The organism is Methylobacterium fujisawaense, assembly GCF_014138435.1.
Lineage (GTDB): Bacteria > Pseudomonadota > Alphaproteobacteria > Rhizobiales > Beijerinckiaceae > Methylobacterium > Methylobacterium fujisawaense.
Genome location: NZ_JACJIM010000002.1, coordinates 511,356 through 527,791, shown reverse-complemented (window position 1 = coordinate 527,791; position 16,436 = coordinate 511,356). Strand labels below are relative to the sequence as shown.

The 16,436-nt window shown below is 71.5% G+C and carries 16 protein-coding genes; 14 read left to right on the top strand and 2 right to left on the bottom strand.

Translation table 11 applies throughout. The annotated features are described in order from the left end of the window. Positions 1–97 precede the first annotated feature (97 nt). From GGQ91_RS07375 to GGQ91_RS07340, 8 genes are all read left to right on the top strand, one after another. The gene (locus GGQ91_RS07375) at positions 98–559 is read left to right on the top strand and encodes a tellurite resistance TerB family protein (protein WP_043351693.1); all 462 of its coding nucleotides are present in this window, start codon (positions 98–100) and stop codon (positions 557–559) included. 107 nt (positions 560–666) lie between these two features. Next, positions 667–1,932 carry a Zn-dependent hydrolase gene (locus GGQ91_RS07370; protein WP_403090967.1) on the top strand — a complete coding sequence of 422 codons (1,266 nt, stop codon included), beginning with the start codon at positions 667–669 and terminating at the stop codon, positions 1,930–1,932. 187 nt (positions 1,933–2,119) lie between these two features. Continuing rightward, positions 2,120–3,403 carry a beta-ketoacyl-ACP synthase gene (locus tag GGQ91_RS07365; protein ID WP_043378480.1) on the top strand — a complete coding sequence of 428 codons (1,284 nt, stop codon included), beginning with the start codon at positions 2,120–2,122 and terminating at the stop codon, positions 3,401–3,403. Beyond that, a complete protein-coding gene (locus tag GGQ91_RS07360) occupies positions 3,400–4,167 on the top strand; it encodes an SDR family oxidoreductase (RefSeq protein WP_182591688.1) in 768 nt (255 codons plus the stop codon). Before GGQ91_RS07365 ends, GGQ91_RS07360 begins: the two co-directional genes overlap by 4 nt. Before the next feature lie 3 nt (positions 4,168–4,170). Continuing rightward, on the top strand, positions 4,171–4,488 hold the full coding sequence (locus GGQ91_RS07355; RefSeq protein ID WP_078947411.1) for an SH3 domain-containing protein: 318 nt from the start codon (positions 4,171–4,173) through the stop codon (positions 4,486–4,488). An 11-nt stretch (positions 4,489–4,499) separates the two neighbouring features. Then, positions 4,500–5,522 carry a zinc-binding dehydrogenase gene (locus GGQ91_RS07350; protein WP_182591687.1) on the top strand — a complete coding sequence of 341 codons (1,023 nt, stop codon included), beginning with the start codon at positions 4,500–4,502 and terminating at the stop codon, positions 5,520–5,522. 139 nt (positions 5,523–5,661) lie between these two features. Then, positions 5,662–6,678 carry a lipid A biosynthesis lauroyl acyltransferase gene (locus GGQ91_RS07345; protein WP_111473833.1) on the top strand — a complete coding sequence of 339 codons (1,017 nt, stop codon included), beginning with the start codon at positions 5,662–5,664 and terminating at the stop codon, positions 6,676–6,678. A 7-nt stretch (positions 6,679–6,685) separates the two neighbouring features. Continuing rightward, positions 6,686–7,453 (top strand): DUF1223 domain-containing protein, encoded by a 768-nt coding sequence (locus GGQ91_RS07340; protein WP_051975901.1) that lies wholly within the window; start codon positions 6,686–6,688, stop codon positions 7,451–7,453. A 20-nt stretch (positions 7,454–7,473) separates the two neighbouring features. On the opposite strand, the gene GGQ91_RS07335 is transcribed toward GGQ91_RS07340, so the two are convergent. Continuing rightward, on the bottom strand, positions 7,474–7,695 hold the full coding sequence (locus tag GGQ91_RS07335) for a hypothetical protein (RefSeq protein ID WP_043758316.1): 222 nt from the start codon (positions 7,693–7,695) through the stop codon (positions 7,474–7,476). Between the two features lie 243 nt (positions 7,696–7,938). On the opposite strand from GGQ91_RS07335, the gene GGQ91_RS07330 reads away from it, so the two are divergent. The 5 genes from GGQ91_RS07330 to GGQ91_RS07310 all read left to right on the top strand — a co-directional run bounded on the left by GGQ91_RS07330 (position 7,939) and on the right by GGQ91_RS07310 (position 14,358). Continuing rightward, positions 7,939–8,655 (top strand): DUF1194 domain-containing protein, encoded by a 717-nt coding sequence (locus GGQ91_RS07330; RefSeq protein ID WP_043352785.1) that lies wholly within the window; start codon positions 7,939–7,941, stop codon positions 8,653–8,655. 32 nt (positions 8,656–8,687) lie between these two features. After that, a complete protein-coding gene (locus tag GGQ91_RS07325) occupies positions 8,688–10,196 on the top strand; it encodes a M81 family metallopeptidase (RefSeq protein WP_182591686.1) in 1,509 nt (502 codons plus the stop codon). A 120-nt stretch (positions 10,197–10,316) separates the two neighbouring features. Continuing rightward, on the top strand, positions 10,317–11,387 hold the full coding sequence (locus GGQ91_RS07320; RefSeq protein WP_182591685.1) for a malate/lactate/ureidoglycolate dehydrogenase: 1,071 nt from the start codon (positions 10,317–10,319) through the stop codon (positions 11,385–11,387). A 107-nt stretch (positions 11,388–11,494) separates the two neighbouring features. Continuing rightward, positions 11,495–12,805, top strand: a complete 1,311-nt coding sequence (locus GGQ91_RS07315; RefSeq protein ID WP_182591684.1) for an MFS transporter — start codon at positions 11,495–11,497, stop codon at positions 12,803–12,805. Between the two features lie 29 nt (positions 12,806–12,834). Further along, positions 12,835–14,358, top strand: a complete 1,524-nt coding sequence (locus GGQ91_RS07310) for a UxaA family hydrolase (RefSeq protein WP_182591683.1) — start codon at positions 12,835–12,837, stop codon at positions 14,356–14,358. A 51-nt stretch (positions 14,359–14,409) separates the two neighbouring features. Here the strand turns inward: GGQ91_RS07310 and GGQ91_RS07305 are convergent, their stop codons facing one another. Next, the gene (locus GGQ91_RS07305) at positions 14,410–15,456 is read right to left on the bottom strand and encodes a saccharopine dehydrogenase family protein (RefSeq protein WP_043378461.1); all 1,047 of its coding nucleotides are present in this window, start codon (positions 15,454–15,456) and stop codon (positions 14,410–14,412) included. Positions 15,457–15,675: 219 nt separating this feature from the next. On the opposite strand from GGQ91_RS07305, the gene GGQ91_RS07300 reads away from it, so the two are divergent. Next, entirely contained in the window at positions 15,676–16,410 is a 735-nt protein-coding gene (locus tag GGQ91_RS07300; RefSeq protein WP_246410597.1) for a DUF4163 domain-containing protein, read from the top strand. Positions 16,411–16,436 lie beyond the last annotated feature (26 nt).

Below are 16,436 nucleotides of genomic sequence, written 5' to 3'. Positions count from 1 at the left end.
TTATGGGCTGACCTTCGGGGATGGGTTTCCTCCGCGCCGCCGTCTGCTATCCCTCCCGATCACTCCCGACGTCCGACCCTGCCGCCGACAGTCCCGAATGAGCCTTCTGCGCGATCTCTTCGGCCATGTCGGCCGTACCGTGACGGCCTATGCCGGTGACAAGGCGCTGATGCTCGCGGCAGTCTCGGCTGCGGCCAACGTCATCGTCGCCGACGGCGAGGTCGCCGGTCCGGAATTCGACGCGGCTCTGCTCGGCCTGAAGGCCGACCCGGTCCTGATGAAGGGCTACGACGCTTTGATGCTGGAGACCGAACTCTACGAGGGCATCGCCCGGGCGAGGACCCGGCTCGGCCGGGCCGAGAATCTGCGCCATGTGGCGGCGGTCGCCGAGCGCCCCGCGAACCAGCGCGAGAACGTCTTCCTGATCGCCGCGGACGTCGCCGATCAGGACGGGATCAGCAACATCGAGGCGAGCGCCCTCGGCGAGATCGCCGTAGCCCTGCGGGTCGACGCGATCGGACTGCTCCGCGCGAATCCGGTCCGACGCCCGCCGGTCTGACAGATCCGGTTGGCATCGCGGTTGCTCGGCGCGGACGCGCTGCCCAGCCGGCCGCGCCCGCCTATAAAGACCCCGTCGCACGGCGACCCGCCGTGAAAGGAACCGGCATGGCCGAGATGAGCCTCAGCAAGACCCACAACCTGCGCGCCGATGGTGCGCGACTCTGGGCCACGATCTTGGAGACCGCGGCGTTCGGCGGCACGCCGGCCGGCGGCATCAACCGCCTGACGCTCTCGGCCGAGGACGGCCAGGTCCGCGACTGGTTCCGGGAGGCCTGCGAGGCGGCCGGGCTGACGGTGTCGGTCGATGCGCTGGGCACCCAATACGCCCTGCGGCCGGGCCGGGACATGGCCCGCAAGCCGATCGCCTTCGGCTCGCATCTCGACACCCAGCCCACCGGCGGCAAATTCGACGGCGTCCTCGGCGTCCTGGCGGGCCTCGAGGTGATGCGCAGCCTGAACGATGCCGGGATCGAGACCGACGCGCCGCTGCTCGTGGTCAACTGGACCAATGAGGAAGGCTCGCGCTTCGCCCCCGCCATGATGGCCTCGGCGGCCTATGCGGGAGACTTCACCACCGACGAGATCCTGGCCAAGCGCGACGCCGCCGGCACGACGGTGGCGGAAGCCCTCGACGCCATCGGCTATCGCGGGGTCGAGGCCGTCGGCACGCGGGAGATCGGCGCTTTCGTGGAACTGCATATCGAGCAGGGCCCGATCCTGGAAGCCGAGGGCAAGACCATCGGCGTGGTCGAGGGCGGCCAGGGCATCATGTGGTTCGACGGCGTCATCACCGGCTTCGAGAGCCATGCCGGCACCACGCCGATGCCGCGCCGCCGGGACGCGCTGCTCGCCCTCTCCGAGTTCGCCCTCGCGGCCGAGCGGATCGCCCTGGCGCACGCGCCCTCTGCCGTGGCCACGATCGGCGAGGCCGCGATCCTGGCGCCGTCCCGCAACGTCGTGCCGGGCCGGGTCGCCTTCACGGTGGATTTGCGTGACCCGCGCTCAGCGACCCTCGACGCCATGGAGGCGGACCTGGCCGAGGCGGCCGCCGAGATCGCTGGACGCCGTCGCCTGGAGATCGCGCTGACGCGGATCTGGCGGAAGGAGCCGGTGCCGTTCGATCCCGCCATCGTGGCGGCGATCGATGCGGCCGCCGAGAGCCTGGGGCATGCGCGGCGCCGAATTATTTCGGGCGCCGGCCACGATGCCTGCAACCTCGCCGCCAAGGTGCCCGCCGCGATGATCTTCGTGCCGTGCAAGGACGGGATCAGCCACAACGAGGCCGAATCCGCCACACAGGCCGACTGCGCAGCCGGCGCCGACGTGCTGCTGCAGACCGTGCTCCGTCTCGCCAACGCCCCGCGCACCTAGAAACCTGCAGCCTGGTGGTTCCGGCCGCACAGGAGAAGCGGCGCGCCGGGTCTCGGACGTCGCCGATCCGAGACCGCGTTGCCATCGTCCCGGCCTCGCCTCCGGCGCCTCGGAATGATGGCAGCGCGGCCGCAAGCCCCTCGGTCCGGAGGTGTACCGCGGCGGAAAATCCCGTAAGGACCGCTCCATGAGCGCGCGATCCTACCGCGACGCCAAGGGCCGGCCGCTCGTCGCGGTTACCGGCATCGGCGTCGTTTCCTCCCTCGGTCGGGGACAGGCCGATACCTGGACGGCCATGACCGAGGGCCGGTCCGGCATCCATGCCATCGCGCGGTTTCCCACCGACGGTCTGCGCACGCGCATCGCCGGGACGGTGGACTTCCTCGACACCGATCCCCTCGTCGCGCCGCTCCTGTCGGAGCGGTTCGCCGCCGTCGCCGCCGAGGAAGCGGTGGCGCAGGCCGGGATCGGCACCAGCGGCGATTTCCCGGGCGCGCTGTTCATCGCGGTCCCGCCGGTGGAGATGGAATGGCCCCAGCGGCAGGCCCTGGCCGAGGCCGCGGGCGGCGACGGTCCGGTCGACTATGCCGGCCTGCTGCGGGCTGCCGCGACGCGCCGCTTCGATCCCTGGCACGACCTGTTCATCTTCGGCACGGTCGCCGACCGCATCGCCGACCGTTTCGGCACCAAGGGCTCGCCGATCTCGCTCTCCACCGCCTGCTCGTCGGGGGCCACGGCGATCCAGCTCGGCGTCGAGGCGATCCGGCGCGGCGAGACCGCGGCGGCGCTCTGCATCGGCACCGACGGGTCGGTGAACCCGGAATCGCTGATCCGCTTCTCGCTGCTCTCGGCGCTGTCCACCCGCAACGATGCGCCGGAAGCGGCCTCGAAGCCGTTCTCGAAGGACCGGGACGGCTTCGTGATGGGCGAGGGCGCGGCCGCTCTGGTTCTTGAGGACGCCGAGGCCGCGATCGCCCGGGGCGCCGCGATCCTCGGCTACGTCCTTGGCTGCGGCGAGAAGGGCGACGGCTTCCACCGCACCCGCTCCAGTCCCGACGGCGCGCCGATCATCGCGGCGATCCGGGCCAGCCTGGAGGATGCCGGCGTCGCGGCCGAGGCGATCGACACGGTGAACGCGCACGGCACCTCGACGCCGGAGAACGACAAGATGGAGGCCCTGGGCCTGGGGGCCGTGTTCGGCGCCCGCGCGGCCAGCCTGCCGGTGACCTCGAACAAGTCGATGATCGGCCACACCCTGACCGCGGCGGGCGCCATCGAGGCCGCGGTCTCGCTGCTGACCATCCGCCACGGCCGGATCCCGCCGACCATCAACCACCGGGTGCCGGACCCCACCATCGCCCTCGACATCGTCGAGACCGCCCGCGACCTGCCGGTGCGCACGGTGCTGTCGAACTCGTTCGGCTTCGGCGGCCAGAACACCTGCCTGGTCTTCGGCGCGGAGCCCGCGTGAGCGCCGCACTTGCCCAGAGCCGCGTCCTCGTGACCGGCGGCGCGTCCGGAATCGGCGCCGCGATCGTCCGCGCCCTGGCCGAGGCCGGGCTGAGCGTCGACTTCACCTATCGCGCCTCCGCCGAGGCCGCGCAGGCCTTGCTGGCCGACCTGCGTGCGGCGCATCCGGACCGGGCCTTCGCGGCCCATTCCGTCGATCTCGGCGATCGGGGGGCGCTGGAGGCGTTCTGCGAGATCGCGGAAGCGGCGGGCTATTACGGCCTCGTCCACAATGCCGGCCAGTCCTGTGACGCCCTCGCGGCGATGCTCGATCAGGAGCGGGCCGAGGCGGCCATGCAGGTCAACTTCTTCTCGTTGACGCGGCTCGCCAAGTCGCTCGTCCGGGAGATGACCCGGGCGCGGTCGGGCCGCATCGTGGCGATCGGGTCCGTCGCCGCCCTGCGGGCGAATGCCGGCAACGCGGCCTACGCGGCCACCAAGGGCGCGCTCATCGCCTATTGCCGCACGCTGGCGATCGAAACCGCCAAGCGCGGTGTGACCGTCAACGTGATCGCCCCGGGCTTCGTCGACACCGCCATGATGGAGCGCTACGCCGCCTACCGGGACGGGATGGAGCGCCAGATTCCCGCCGGCCGGTTCGGGCGGCCCGAGGATGTCGCGGCGCTGACGGCCTTTTTGATGGGCGAGGGGGCCGCCTACATCACGGGGACCGTGCTGCCCGTCGATGGCGGCCTGACCGCCATGATGGGTGTCCACCGGTCCTGACCGGTGGCCCCGCCGAACCGGACCATCCTGACGATGCGCGCCAGCTTCGCCCTATCCGCCGCCTTCTGCTGTGCGGCCGTCCTGATCCCGGGCCACGCCCGGGCGGAGCCGCAGGTCTACCGGATCTCCGGCCTGCCGCCGGGCGAGCCGCTCAGCATCCGCGCCGAGCCGGATCCGTCCGCCGAGCAGATCGGCGAGATCCGCACGCGTGCCCTGGTCTTCGGCTGCACCAACGATACGCCGAGCCGCACCACGTGGTGCCGGGTGAAGGCCGGACGGGTCCTGGGCTGGGCGCGGCGGCGATATCTGGCGCCGGAGTGATGAGAGAGACGATGAAAGCCCTGCAGCTGTTCGGCGACCGCGACCTGCGCCTGACCGAGATCGAGCCGCCGCCCGCACCGGGCGCCGACGAGGTCCGGATCCGCATCCGCGCCGTCGGCCTCAATTTCATCGATGTCTGGGGCTTTCGCGGCATGGCCTTCGCCAAGCGGAAGATGCCGCTGATCGTCGGCGCGGAAGCGGCCGGGATCGTCGAGTCGGTCGGAGCGGCGGTCACCGGCCTCGCGGCCGGGGACCGGGTCGTGCCCTACGGGGCCATGACCTGCGGCCGATGCCGGGCCTGCCGCGAGGGGCGCGACAACCTCTGCGAGGACGTGTCCGGGGTGATGGGCTTCCATCTCGACGGCTTCGCCCGGGAGTTGGTCACCCTGCCGGCCCGCCTCGTCGTGAAGGTGCCGGACGGGGTCAGCGACACCGACGCCGCCTGTGCGGGCATCGCCTTCGGCACGGTCCAGCACATGCTGTTCGACAATGCCCGGCTGGAGCCCGGCGAGAGCGTGCTGGTCCATGCCGGCGGCTCTGGCATCGGCACCGGGGCGATCCGCATGGCCAAGGCGATCGGCTGCACCGTCTACACGACCGTCGGCGACGACGAGAAAGGCCGCAAGGCCGCGGAACTCGGCGCCGACCACGTCATCAACTACCGCACCGAGCGCTTCGAGGGCGAGGTCCGCCGGCTGACGAAGCGCAAGGGCGTCGACGTGGTGTTCGAGCATGTCGGCGCCGACACCTGGAACGGCTCCCTGCTCTGTCTGAAGCGCGGCGGCCGCCTCGTGACCTGCGGGTCGACCTCGGGTGTCTCGACCACCATGAACCTGATGCAGCTGTTTCAGCAGCAATACCGCATCACCGGCTCTTTCGGCTGCTCGCTCGCCAATATCGGTCAGTCGCTCGCGAAGATGGAAGCCGGCATCCGGCCGGTCGTCGACACGGTGTACCCGCTCGCCGATTTCGCGCAGGGTCTGGAGCGGCTCGAATCGCGCCGGGTGTTCGGCAAGATCCTCGTCAGCCTGTAGCGCCGACGGCGGCGCGCCCGTCGGGCGCTGCAATGTCTCCGGGTGTCGCGATCAACATTTCGCGCCGCGAGAGACTTGGCGTAAACGTCGCCGTACGGGTCGCTGGGGGGCCGCCCGGACCGTATCCCTGGAATCGATTGTGCTGCGTCTCGCCCTCCTGCTGAAACGATCGTACCCGCGCCTCGCGGGTTTCGCCATGGTGCCGGTGATCCGGGCCCTGGTCCTTCTGGCGCGCCTCCTCGGGCCGGTGCGGTCCACGGCATTCGCGGCGCTGCTGCTGCGCACCCTCGGACCGCTCCTGCCGGCGCACCGCACCGCGATGGCGAATCTGCGGGCGGCGTTCCCCGACTTGCCGGACGCGGAGCGGAGACGGATCGCCCTGGAGGCCTGGGACAATCTCGGGCGGACGGGGGCCGAGTACGCCCATCTCGACACCCTGTTCGATTACGATCCCGCCGCGACGGGCCCGACGCGGACCGAGGTGTCGGGCATCGAGCACTTCTACGCCCTGCGCGACGACGGCGAGCCGGGTCTCATCTTCTCGGCGCATCTGGCGAATTGGGAGCTGCCGGCGATCTGCGCGGCCCGGTTCGGCCTGGACGCCACCGCGGTCTTCCGCCCGCCCAACAATCCGGCCGCGGCGCGCCTGGTCCAGGAGGTCCGGCGCAAGACGATGGGCGGCTTGGCCGCATCTACGCCGGGGGCCGTCTTCGCCATGCGCGACGTGGTCGAGAATGGCGGCCATCTGGGCCAGCTCATCGATCAGCATTTCACCCGCGGCGTCGTGGTGAACTTCCTCGGCCGGCCCTGCCTCGCCAACCCGCTGCTCGCCAAGCTCGCCCGCCATTACGACTGCCCGGTCCATGGCGTGCGCGTCGTGCGCCTGCCGGAGGGCCGCTTCCGCCTGGACCTGACCCCGCCCCTCGACCTGCCCCGGGCCGCCGACGGGACCATCGACGTGGCCGGCGCCATGCAGGCGATGACAGCCGTCGTGGAGGGCTGGGTGCGCGAAAATCCCGGGCAGTGGCTGTGGATGCATCGCCGCTGGCGGCCCGACATGCTGCCGAGGGCAAGAGTGACCCCAGCACTATCTCAACCGACGGTAGAGGCTTCTCAAGCCAACGTGATTTCACCTTCGGCCTCCCAGACGGTCTGATGGATCGATGACGCCCCGGCCCCGCGCCCCGATCCGCGACCGCCGCGCGCTCCGCGCCGCCGTGTTGGCCTGCGCGGCGCTCGCCGCCATGCCGGCGCGGGCCGAGCCGGTCCGCGCCGTGGTGGAATTGTTCACCAGCCAGGGATGCGGCGCCTGCCGGGCCGCGGATCCGGTTCTGCGCGATCTGGCCCGCAAGCCCGGCGTCGTCGCCCTGACCCTGCCGGTGACCTACTGGGACTATCTCGGCTGGAAGGACACGCTGGCGCTGCGGCCGTTGACCGAACGCCAGCGGGCCTACGCCCGGGGCCGGGGGGCGCGGCAGGTCTTCACACCGCAAGTGGTGGTTGACGGCAACGGGTTCGCCGTGGGCTCCGACCGGCCGGCACTGGACCGGCTGATCCGCGAGGCCTGCCAGCACGGCGGGCTGCCGGTCCCGGTGCGGGGGGAGATGAAGGGCGACCGGATCCTGGTGGAGGTCGGGGCGGCCCCGGAGGCCAAGACCGAGATCCGCGGCGATGTCTGGCTCGTGCCGGTGCTGCGCAGCCGCGCCATCGCGATCCAGGCCGGGGAGAATGGCGGCCGGACGGCGACCTACGTGAACGTCGTGCGGGGCATGCAGCGCCTCGGCCACTGGACGGGCCAGCCAATCAGTTTCGAGGTGCCCGATGCCCAGGCCCACATCGCCGACGCGGACAGCTGGGTCGTCCTCCTGCAGGGCGCGGCCGATGGCAGGCCGGGCCGCATCTTCGGCGCCGCGAAGGGACCCGGGCTGTAGCGCCCGGGTGCCGGCTACGCCTATTTCAGCGAGATCGGGTCGATCTGTCGGCGGCCCTCGCGCTCGTGGCGTGCCCGGGACTCGCGCGCCAGCGCCGCGAGCCGGCCGTCGAGCCGGTCGGACAGGCGGCCCACCAGCCCGATCGCGCCGTCGATCGTCCGGCTGACGAGCGCGACGGTACCGGTGACGGCTCCGACGATCCCGCTCTCGATGGCGCGACCGATTCGGCGAACAAGCTTCATGTCGACGGACTCTGGAAAGGCGGCGCCATCAGCGCCTCTATCCGCGGCAGGTAGGGCAGCGCGTTCGGAGCGTGATGCGGCGGAAAGCGGCGCAGATCCGCGTGCCGGGGGCGGAACTTTTCCGCGCCGCGGCCCCCATTTGCGCAGTGCGGCCGGACGGCCTGAACCGGCGGGGTGGCAGGCTCGTTGCAGAGGTGTGAGCGTCCGCCGTTCCGCACAGGCGCTTGCCATCGAGGGTCGACCATGCGGCGACGCCCGTTTCTGTCCGGGATGCTTGCCGCCCTGTCGCTGGCCGGTCGCCGCGCCCATGCGGCCGATCCGGGGGTCGACCTCCTCCTCGTCCTGGCGGCGGACGTGTCGCTCAGCATCAGCGCGGCCCGGTTCGAACTCGAGCGCAGGGGCTACGCGGAGGCCTTCGCGGATCCGCGCGTGCTCCGCGCCATCGGCGAGGGCCCGACCGGCCGCATCGGTGTCGCCCTGTTCGACTGGGCCGGCCCCGGCGAGCAGCAGGTGGCGGTCGACTGGATGGTGATCGGCTCGGCCGGCGATGCGGCCGCCTTCGCCGCCCGTCTGCTGACCGTACCGCGCCCGTTCTATGGCCGCACCGCCATCGGCTCGGCGATCGCCTTCGCCACCGATCTGCTGGCGCGGGCGCCGTTCCGCGCCGACCGGCGGGTGATCGACATCTCGGGCGACGGCACCGGCAATGCCGGGCGCTCCATCGCGGAGGCCCGGGACGCCGCCGTGGCATCCGGCATCACGGTGAACGGCATCGTGATCCTCAGCGATCCCGAGGGGATGCCGGACTTTCTGAAGGAACACACCAACCCGTCGGGCGGTCTGGCGGCGTATTACCGGGCCGTCGTCATCGGCGGCGAGGGCGCCTTCGTGATGACCGCCGAGAGCTTCGCGGCCTTCGGCCGCGCGCTCATCGCCAAGCTCGTGCGCGAGATCGCCTGATCGTCACCCGGATCCCAGAGGGCCCACCATCGATGCGCCTCGCCGTCCTCCAGTTCACGCACGAGACCGTGACGTTCCTGCCGAACGACACGACCCGGGACGACTTCATCTATCCCGGTTCGCCGGCCGCCGGAGACGCGCTGCTCGCCACCGATCCCAAGGGCTACATGGGCGGCTTCGTGCAAGTGGCGCGGGAATACGACGGCGTCGCGCTGGTCGGCATCACCTCGCCGCTCTGGCCGCGCACCGGCACCGCCTCCGGCTGGATCACTGCGGACGCCTACGCGCATTTCCTCGGACGGATGATCTCGGAGTTGCGGGCGACGGGTCCGTTCGACGGCGTCTACCTCGCGCTGCACGGCGCGATGGCGGTGCGCGGCGTTCCCCGGCCCGAGGCCGACATCGCCCGGCAGGTCCGCGCGGCGGTGGGCGACGCGGCGGTTCTCGTCGGGACCTTCGATCTGCACGGGAACGAGGATCAGGCCTTCCTCGACCATGCCGACCTGGCCTTCGCGGTGAAGTATTTCCCGCATTACGACGGCCACCTTCAGGGCCAGCGGGCCGCCCGGATGCTGGTCCGCGCCGTGCGCGGCGATTACCGGCCGGCGCATCGGACCCTCAAGGTGCCGATCCTGTCACCCACCGTGGTCCAATGGACCGGTGCCACGCCCTGGGCCGACCTCGTGCAGCGCGCCCTCGTCTGGGAGGCGCGCGAGCCGGACGTGTTCGTCAACGTCTTCTTCGGCTTCCCGTGGGGCGATGCTCCGGATGGCGGGATGACCGTGCAGGCGATCACCAACGGCGATCCGGAACTCGCCGACCGCGTGGCGCGGGACGTCGCGGATTTCGCGTGGCGGCAGCGGCGTTCGCTGCTCGAGGCGACGCGGATCCATACGATCGCCGAAGGCGTGCGCCTCGCCCGGGCGGCGGTCGCGGAGGGCGCCGTTCCGGTCGTCCTCGCCGACCACAGCGACCGGTCCGGCCGGGCGACCTGGCTGCTTAGCGAGATCCTCCGGCAAGGTCTCACCCGCACCCTGGTCGCCACCGTCGCGTCGCCCGCGGTCCTGGCGGCGGCGCGGGAGATCGCGGTGGGCGACCCGTTCGACGCGCCGGTCGGCGGCGGCGGCGACCCGTCCGCGGGCGATCCGGTACGGATCACCGGAACCGTGCTGCGCGTCGTCGCGGCACCGGAGCCCGGTGTCGCCGGCAGCGGCGGTGGCGGCGGAACCTGGATCTGCGTCGCCTTCGGAGGCGGCAACGTGCTCGTCCTGAGCCCGCAGCTCGCGCAGATCGTCGACCCGGAGGAGCTGTGGCGTCTCGGCCTGGAGCCGGCCGATTTCGACGTCGTGGCGATCAAGTCGCGGGTGCATTTCCGGCGCGGCTTCGACGACAGCGGCTACGCCCGCACGATCCTGCTGGTGGAGCCCCCGGAGCCGTTCCTCGGGACGGTGCGGCTCGGTCATCTCCCCTACGCGCAGATGCGGGCGGCCGACTTCTATCCCTACGGCGATCCGCCCGGCCCGGTCCCGTCGGATCGTTGACCGAGCCCTCGGGGACGACAGGTGGCGTCTCCCGTCACCCCCGGGTGCTCGCCCTGCACGTCCGAGACCGCTAGGTTCATCCCGCACGCGCTCGGTGAAGCGCGGCGAGGGAGGAACGGAATGCGGATTTCGGCCGACAGGCTGTCCGCCTATGTGCGGGACATCTTCGTGCGCGAGGGCTGCGCCGAGCCGGAGGCCGAACGGATCGGCCGGTTCCTGGTGGCGGCCAACCTCACCGGCCACGACAGCCACGGGGTCGTCCGCGTCACCCGCTACGTCGAATGGCTGCGCGCGGGCGAGGTCGAGGCCGGCCGCACGCCCGAGATCGTCACCGACGCGCCGAACTTCGCCCTCGTGGACGCCCATTACGGATTCGGCCAGACGGCCGGCCCCGTCGCCGTCGATCTCGGGATCGCCAAGGCGCGGGAGAACGGTGTTGCGATCATTGCCCTGCGGCACGCCGGGCATATCGGCCGGATCGGCGAGTGGGCCGAGCGGGCGGCGGCGGCGGGGCTCGTCTCGGTGCATTTCGTCAACGTGGCGGGCAGCCTCCTCGTGGCGCCTTTCGGCTCGGTGGAGCGCCGGTTCTCGACGGCGCCGTTCGCCGCCGGCTTCCCGGTTCCGGATTCCGAGCCGATCATCCTCGACTTCGCCACCTCGCTGGTGGCCGAGGGCAAGGTGCTCGTCGCGTCCCGGGGCGGCAAGCCGCTGCCGGAGGGCGCGCTGATCGAGCCCGACGGCCGCCTGAGCGCCGATCCGGTGACGCTGTTCGGACCGCTGGAGGGCGTCGAGCGCGACAACCAGCGCGGCGCCGGGGCGATCCGGGCCTTCGGCGAGCACAAGGGATCGGGCCTCGCGCTGATGTGCGAGCTGCTCGCCGGCGCGCTCACCGGCTCCGGAACCGCCGGCCCCGGACAGCGGCGGATCTGCAACGGCATGCTGTCGATCTACGTCACGCCCGCCGCCCTCGGCACCGAGGATGTGCTCGCCGCCGAGACACGGGCCTATCTCGATTTCTTCAAGAGCGCCAAGCCGATGCCCGGCGCCGAGGTTCTGCTGCCGGGCGAGCCGGAGCGGCGGATGCGCGCCGAACGCCTCGCCGAGGGCGTGCCGCTGCCCGAGCCCGTCTGGGAAACCCTCCTGGCCGCCGGCCGGCCGCACGGCCTCGACGGGAACGCCTACCGCGACTGAGCCGGACAAGGCCCGGCGCCACACCACGATCGGCGGCGACCCCCGGCCAAAACGGGGGCGCCGCACGGCCCGGGGACGCCATCCCCGGCATTCGGGAGGAGAACGCGATGCCTCGTTTGCGCTGGCTCATGATCGGCCTCTGCATGGCCGCCAACGCCATCAATTACATCGACCGCGCCAATCTCGCGGTCGCGGCGCCGTCCATGTCCAAGGAACTGGGGCTCGACGCCACCGATATGGGCCTGATCCTGTCGGGCTTCTTCTGGACCTACGCGATCATGCAGCTGCCCTTCGGCTACGTGGCCGACCGGGTCGGCGCGCGGCTCTCCCTGGTGGTCGCGGTTGTCTGGTGGTCGGCCTGCACGGCGCTGACCGCGGCCGGACGGGGCTTCCTGTCGCTGCTCGGCCTGCGCATGCTGCTCGGCATCGGCGAGGCCGGGGCCTATCCGTCCTTCGCCAAGGTCGCGGCCTCGTGGTTTCCCCGCGGCGAGCGCAGCTTCGCCAGCAGCATCTTCGACAGCGGCTCCCGGGTGGGCTCGGCGCTGGCGATCCCGCTGGTCTCCTGGGTGATCGCGACGCTCGGCTGGCGGGAATCCTTCATCGTCACCGGCGTGCTGGGCTTCGTCTGGGCGGTGTTCTGGATGTGGCTCTACCGCGAGCCGGAGAACCACCCGAAGGTCTCGCCGGAGGAACTGGCCCGGCTCCGCGCCGCGCAGGACCGGCCGAAGACCGTCGATGCCGCCGACGCCCAGAATCAGGTGCCGTGGCTGTCGCTGTTCCGGTACCGCACCGTCTGGGGGATGATGGCAGGATTCTTCTGTCTGAACTTCGTGATCTACTTCTTCATCACGTGGTTTCCGACCTATCTGGTCAAGGCGCGCGGCTTCTCGCTGGCCGAACTCGGCACGCTGGGCAGCCTGCCGGCCCTGGCCTCGATCCCCGCGGGCTGGCTCGGCGGCTTCGCGTCGGACGCGCTCTACCGCCGCGGCTGGAGCCTCACCGCGGCCCGCAAGACCTGCCTCGTCGGCGGCATGCTGATGTCGTCGGTGATCACGCTGTCGATCATCGCCCCGAACGTCTACGTGGCTCTGCTGTGCTTCGCGGTCGCCTATGGCAGCCTCGCCTTCACGGCGGCGTCGATCTGGGCGCTGCCCGGCGACGTGGCGCCGACGCCGGCCCATGTGGCCTCGATCGGGGGCATTCAGAACTTCGCCTCGAACGTCGCGGGGATCGTGACCACGACCTTCACGGGCATCATGCTCACCGTCACCCAGGGCTCGTTCGTCATCCCGCTGATCGTGGCCGGCGGCTTCTGCCTGCTCGGCGCCTTCATCTATTTGTTCGTGATCGGCGAGATCGCGCCGCTGCCGGTGCGGGAGGCCCGCGCCCCGGCTCTCCGGCCCGAGGCGGCCCGATGAGCGACACGACGGATCGTCAGGAGAGAGAGATGTCCGCCTATCCCGTCATCACCCTGCGTCCGGACGACGGCGTCGTCGTCGCCCGCGGGACCATCGAGCCCGGAACGCCGGTCGCGGAGGGCGTGGTCGCCGCCGAGCGGATCCCGGCCGGCCACAAGGTCGCGGTGCGTCCGCACCGGAGCGGCGAGCCGGTGACCAAGTACGGCCAGATCATCGGCTTCGCGAAGGAGGACATCGCGGCCGGCCGGCACGTCCACGTCCACAATCTCGGGATGGGCGAATTCGCCCGCGACTACGCGTTCGGCGTCGACGCCAAGCCGACGCGGCTCGTCACCCCGCCTGCGACCTTCCAGGGCATCCGCCGCCCCGACGGGCGCGTGGCCACCCGTAACTACGTCGGCATCCTCACCTCGGTGAATTGCAGCGCGCACGTGGCCGACCTGATCGCCGACGCGTTCCGCCGCCACCCGATCCTCGGCCTCGACCCGCTCGCCCCCTATCCCAACGTCGACGGGGTCGTGGCGCTGACCCACAAGACCGGCTGCGGCATGGCGATGGGCGAGCCGCTGCGGCTCCTGCGGCGGACGCTCGCGGGCTACGCGCGGCACGTCAACTTCTCGCACATCGTGATGATCGGGCTCGGCTGCGAGGTGAACCAGATCGGCGCGTTCCTGGAGGAGCAGGGGCTCGGCGACCGGATCCGCAGCATGAACATCCAGAGCCTCGGGGGCACGCGGAAGACCGTCGAGGCCGGCATCGACTTCGTGAAGGGGATCCTGGCCGAGGCGAACGTGGTTCACCGTGAGCCGGTGCCGGCGAGCGAACTGATCGTCGCCCTGCAATGCGGCGGCTCGGACGGGTATTCCGGCGTCTCGGCGAATCCGGCTCTGGGGATCGCCAGCGACCTCGTGGTGCAGAACGGCGGCACGGTGATCCTGTCGGAGACCACCGAGACCTACGGGGCCGAGCACCTGTTCACCCGCCGTGCCGTCAGCCCGGAGGTGGGCCAGAAGCTCGTCGACCTGATGCACTGGTGGGAGGACTACACCCGCAAGGAGGGAGCGGAGATCGACGCGAACCCGTCGCCGGGCAACAAGGCCGGCGGCCTGACCACGATCCTGGAGAAGTCACTGGGCGCCATGGCGAAGGCCGGCAGCACCAACCTCGTCGACGTACTGCGCTACGCCGATCCCGTCACCGCCAAGGGCTTCGTGTTCATGGACACGCCCGGCTACGATCCGGTCTCGGCCACCGGGCAGGTGGCGGGCGGGGCGAATCTCGTCTGCTTCACCACCGGGCGCGGCAGCGTATTCGGCTGCAAGCCGTCGCCGTCGATCAAGATCGCCACGAACTCGGCCATGTACCGGCGGCTCGAGGAGGACATGGACGTCAATTGCGGCACGATCCTCGACGGCGAAGAGAGCGTGGAGCAGGCCGGGCGCTGGATCTTCGACCTGATCCTCCGGGTCGCGAGCGGGGAGCGGACGAAGAGCGAGCAGTTCGATTTCGGCTCCTCGGAATTCGCCCCCTGGCAGATCGGCGCGACCGTGTGAGCCCCGGGCGGCTCGCATCGGATCGAGCGCTGCGCCAGTCCTAAGCGCCGGTCAGAGATCCGTCCGCGTCACATGCGGAAAGCCCAGGATGAAGTCGGCGCCGAAGGCGGTGACGGGCGTGTGGAAGCCCGGCGCGACCTGTCCCGCGGCGACGCGCCGGGCGATCTCCAGGGCGGTCCAGACCGTCAGCGTGTAGCCCTCGGCGGTCTCCATCCGGCTCGCCGCGCGGCGGCCGGCGCCGTCCCAGGCTTCCGCCAGGAAGGTGCTGCGGGCTTTTTCCCGCGCGGCGGCGGACGGGCCGGCGGGCAGCCGGTCGATACCGCGGTTGATCAGGCGCTGCGCGGTGCCGCCGGCGATGATCCGCCGGATTCCGGCGGGCAGACCGGCCGCCGCCGCCATGGCGGGGAAGGCCTCGAAGTAGACATCGATGTTCGGCACCCCGGTCGAGTACCACGCGCTGGACACGTCGCCCCAGCCGAGCCCCACGGTCCGGCGCGGGCCGGCGCCGAAATCGGCGGTGCCGCGGGGCGGGCTCGGCAACTCGACGATGCGTCCGTCCCGGCGCACCCGCGTCCCCCAGGCGATGCCCTCCACCATGGTGCGGGCGGTGCCGCGGCTGAAGCCGCCGAACCCGCCGATGGAGATGCGCAGATGCGTCGCGCCGGGCAGGCGCCCGGCCACGTGGGCGGCGAGGCAATCGCTCGGCACCACATCGAAGCCGGCGGCCGGCAGGAGGACAAGGCCGGCCGCCTTCGCCGCCGCATCCTGCGCGGCGAGCGCCTCCAGCACCGCGATCTCGCCGGTGATGTCGACGTAATGCGCGCCCGCGGCGAGGCAGGCCTCCACCATCGGCCGCGCCGTCTTCGAGAACGGGCCGGCCGCGTGGATCACCGCCGCCACACCTGCGAGCGCGGCGCGCAGGCCGTCGGCATCGTCGAGGCGTGCGACCCGCATCTCCAGACCGAGCCGGGAAGCAAGCGGCCGCAGCGTGTGCGCGTCGCGCCCCGCCAGGATCGGATGCAGGCCCTGCCCGACGGCCTGCGCGGCCAGGAGCTGGCCGGTATAGCCGGTGGCGCCGTAGATCAGGATCGCGGTCATGCGGGGCTTCTGCCACCGCTTCCGCAGGTGTCAAAGCGCGCGCCGAACGGCGTTCGCCGATGGTAGGGACGGACACATCGAATCGCGACACGGCGGGCGGCCCCGGATGTCGGACCCGCCGCCATCGGGAGAAGCGGCACCATGTCCAAGCGAACCGTCCGGCCGAGCGTATGGCGAGCTCGCGGCAGGGCTGCGGGTTGGACCGCGATCCTCCTGGCTTTGGCCACACCCGCCTGGGCCGCCGACGGACCCGTGGTCCTGAAGGCGCCGGCCGACCTGATCCCCGGCCTCGCGGCCATGCCGCAGATCGCTGCGCCGGCCGACGACGCCGAGCGGCGGATCAACGCGGCGGTGAAGCGCCTCGACACGAAGGCCCTCGCGGCGGCGCGGGACTGCAAGGCGCAGGATGGGAAGAACGGCTCCTGGGAGCGGACCGTCGAGACCCCGATGCGCGGCCCGCGTTTCCTGAGCTTCGTGATCTCCGACAGCATGTATTGCGGAGGCGCGCATCCGAACTCCGGCACGATGTCGATCGTCTACGACCTCACGACCGGCGCCCCCGTGGATTGGACCACCCTGCTGCCCGCATCCCTGACCGGCACGCTCGCCCTCGCCGAGGGCGCGGGCGGCACCAAGATGGTGACGCTCGCCTCCAAAACGCTGCACGAACTCTACCTCGCGGGCTATCGGCCGAGGACGGGCGATCCGAAGTCCGTCGATGCGGACAAGGAATGCCGCGAGGCGGTCACCGAGACCTACGACGGCCAGCCACCGGCCATGATGGCGTGGCTCGACGCCAAGGTCGGAGGCCTCGCGGTGCAGTTCGACCTGGCGCACGTCGTCCAGGCCTGCGCCGATCCGGTGGTGATCCCCACCGCCACCCTGCGCCGCAAGGGCGCCCAGCCCCTCCTCACCGAGGCGATCGAGGCCGCCCACGCCCAAGCCATGAAGTGACGGGATCGCGCGACGGACCGTTTCGC